This is a genomic window from Candidatus Venteria ishoeyi, assembly GCF_030378065.1.
In the GTDB taxonomy this organism is placed as follows: Bacteria; Pseudomonadota; Gammaproteobacteria; order Beggiatoales; family Beggiatoaceae; genus Venteria; species Venteria ishoeyi.
Map to the genome: position 1 here is coordinate 1 of NZ_JAUCGJ010000100.1, position 3,127 is coordinate 3,127.

The window sequence follows — 3,127 nt, forward strand, 5'->3', positions numbered from 1 at the left end:
TTTTTTACTGTGTAGTACCGCCTGGGTGTCTGCCGCGCCACCGCAAACGCCTTTGCCCCTGCCCCTGCCGCCCATCAGCCTGCCGGAAAATCAACTTTCCGCGATGGCCGAGATTTATGTCAAGCATTTTGAGCTTTCTGGAAATAAAACGGTTAAAACAGAAACTTTATTAGATTTAATTAAAACTTTTAGCAATCGTAAAATCTCCGCTGAAGAATTGCAGGAAGTGCGTAATATTCTGACCCACTATTATGTGGATAATGGTTATATTAACTCAGGCGTGGTTATTCCTGATCAGGAAATCAACGAAACTGAAAAGATTATCCGCCTGAATATCATTGAAGGCAGGCTGGTCAAAATTAATTTGCAGAAAGCTGAAGCAGCAAAGTTGCAGCCTGATTATATAAAGCAGCGTTTAAGTTATGGGGAAAATGAAATCCTCAATGTTAATACTTTGCAGGAGCGTTTACAGATTCTGCAACAAAACCCTTTAATTTCCCGTTTTAATGCGGAACTGGGGCCGGGGATTTATCCCGGTGAAGCCATATTAAACCTGGAAATTAAAGAAGCGCGCGCCTGGAATCTGGGATTTTCCGCCAATAACCATCGCTCGCCCAGCATTGGTGGTTTTCGTGGTGAATTATTTGGTCATCATCGTAACTTACTGGGATTTGGCGATCACCTGTCTGGACGTGTTGGCTTGACTAAAGGCTTAAATGATTACGCGATTGATTACAATATTCCCTTGAATCGTTACGATACGCAACTGGAATTACACGCTGAGCGCAGTGACTCAAAAATCGTTTCCGAGCCTTTTTCACAATTGGATATTACCAGTGACGCGGAAGTGTATAAAGTCGGCTTGCGCCATCCTTTCTACCGCACTTATAGCAAAGATTTTCACTATCGTGTATTTGACATGGGGCTGGCGCTGAATGTCAGTCGCAGTGAAACTCGTTTATTGGATGAGTTATTCGGTTTCCCGCCCGTCATTGATGGCATTAATAAAATTACTGCGCTGCATTTTTCCCAGAACTGGCTGGATCGCAGTCGTAACCGCGTGATTGCGTTTTCTTCTAATTTCCGCTTTGGCCTGAGCGCACTGAATTCCACCGTACATGAAGGCATAGATCCCGGCACGGGCCAGGAATTTAATGCACCGGATAGTAAATTTGCATTATGGCTGGGGCAGTTTCGCTGGATTGAGCGCCTGCCACTGCCCTGGGATAAAAAACGCAACAGTCAGCTCTTATTGCGCGCAGACCTACAATATAGTGATGATGACTTATTACCCCTGGAAAAATTTGCCATGGGTGGTGCCAACACGGTACGCGGTTATCGTGAAAATCTGTTAACCCGGGATAAGGGTATAGTGTTATCGCTGGAATGGCAGATTCCAGTGTATACCTGGACAGTACCGATGCTGGGTGCGAAAGCCAATGAAGGCGACATCTTTATCACCCCATTTATTGATTATGGCTGGGTAAAAAACAACTTCTTTGAAATCCCTGGCAAAAACAGCTTATCCAGTATCGGTCTGGGTGTATTGTGGAAGACCAGCGCTTATATGGATGCCGCTGTTTATTGGGGCCATGCGCTGCAAGATATGCCCGCTCCGGAAGACAAGGATATTCAGGATGATGGTATTCACTTTGCGCTGAATTTATATTACTAAAATATTGTTTTTCATAAAAAATGCTAAGCATTCAGTCCCCCAGAGGGATAACGCCCCTTGAAGGGGGGGGATCCCTTTCTGTTGACTGGTTGCAGGCCTTACTGGCAACTTCAGTACAACAGCAATGTACGGTTGCTGTCTGGCGGCTTCCTGAACAACAAAATATCAGTGTTTTAGTCAGTTTCTCTGGTGTCCAAACAGTTGTTGATTTTCAAAAATCAGCCACACTTTCTGGATTTGCCGTCACGCCTTTTTACACCTCAGGCAATGAAATTCAGCTTGTAAAACCAGATATGCTGTTTGATTCAAATTTTGGGGATTGGCGCATTCAGCCACATGCAGACCGCAATAAGGTCAACGCTTTTCTGCGGCTATTAAAAAAACAGTTATCCAGTTCGACAGATAATATGAGTTGGTTTGTTCATACTTCTGCCAATCAGCAATACCAGGCGGATAAAACCGCTTATACTAAACTGGTTGCCAAAGCACTGGGAAAAATACAACAAAAAACCTTCGGCAAGGTCGTGCTTGCCCGGCAAAAAATAATGACCTTATCGGCAAGCGTGCACCCGGCAGATTTATTTAGTGCCTGCCTGAAGCTGTATCGCGCCGGTATGGTGTCATTAATCTCTGCACCCAATCTTGGCACCTGGGTGGGAGCCAGTCCAGAGCGGCTTATCAGTCGTGATAAACAAGGCACAATTCGCACCACTGCGCTGGCGGCAACCCAGCCTGTGCCTGAGCATGTCAGCACATCAGCCAGACAATCCTGGGATAACATAAATTGGTCGCACAAAGCCCGCAAGGAACAAGCGTTTGTTTCCCGGTTTATCCGTGACTGTTATCAGCGCATCGGCTTGAAAAACCTTGTTGAACATGGCCCCGGCACCGTTGCCGCCTACGATATGCTGCATCTGCAAACCGATTTTATGATTGAGCATGAGACAACGGATTATTTGCCTTTTTTGCTGTTAGCGCAATTACACCCAACACCCGCAGTCTGTGGCATGGACAGGACGGCGGCGCGGCAATTTATTCTGGCGGAAGAAAGATTTTCCCGACAACTGTATTCTGGTTATTTAGGCCCGGTGAACCTGGGCGGAGAAACCCATTTATTCGTTAATTTACGTTGTATGCAGTTTTTTAAGCAGACTGCCGCGCTATATGCCGGGGCGGGCATTACTATGGATTCTGTACCGGAAAAGGAATGGCAGGAAACTGAGTTGAAAATGCAGACGCTCAGCGAGTTATTGAGATAAGTTTCCCGATTTTTGCTCCGGGAATGGAATGCAGCAGATTTCCCGAAGTATTTGGCTCAGCGTTCACTTAGGAGTGAGGATGAAATAAATGCAGAAACTGGGCGCAGGGTTTTTATTCATTTTCAAGGCGTGAAAACAGGCGCATAGCAAGCTATGTAACTGTTTTCACAACGCAGAAAATGGAGGAAAAGAC

At 45.7% G+C, this 3,127-nt stretch carries 2 protein-coding genes; both read left to right on the forward strand.

The window, feature by feature from the left end; all coding sequences use genetic code 11:
- A partial coding sequence (locus tag QUF61_RS18015; protein ID WP_289682937.1) for a ShlB/FhaC/HecB family hemolysin secretion/activation protein occupies positions 1 to 1,675 on the forward strand: 1,675 nt, incomplete at its 5' end.
- 89 nt (positions 1,676 to 1,764) lie between these two features.
- A complete protein-coding gene (locus QUF61_RS18020) occupies positions 1,765 to 2,934 on the forward strand; it encodes an isochorismate synthase (RefSeq protein ID WP_289682938.1) in 1,170 nt (389 codons plus the stop codon).
- Positions 2,935 to 3,127: the final 193 nt, after the last annotated feature.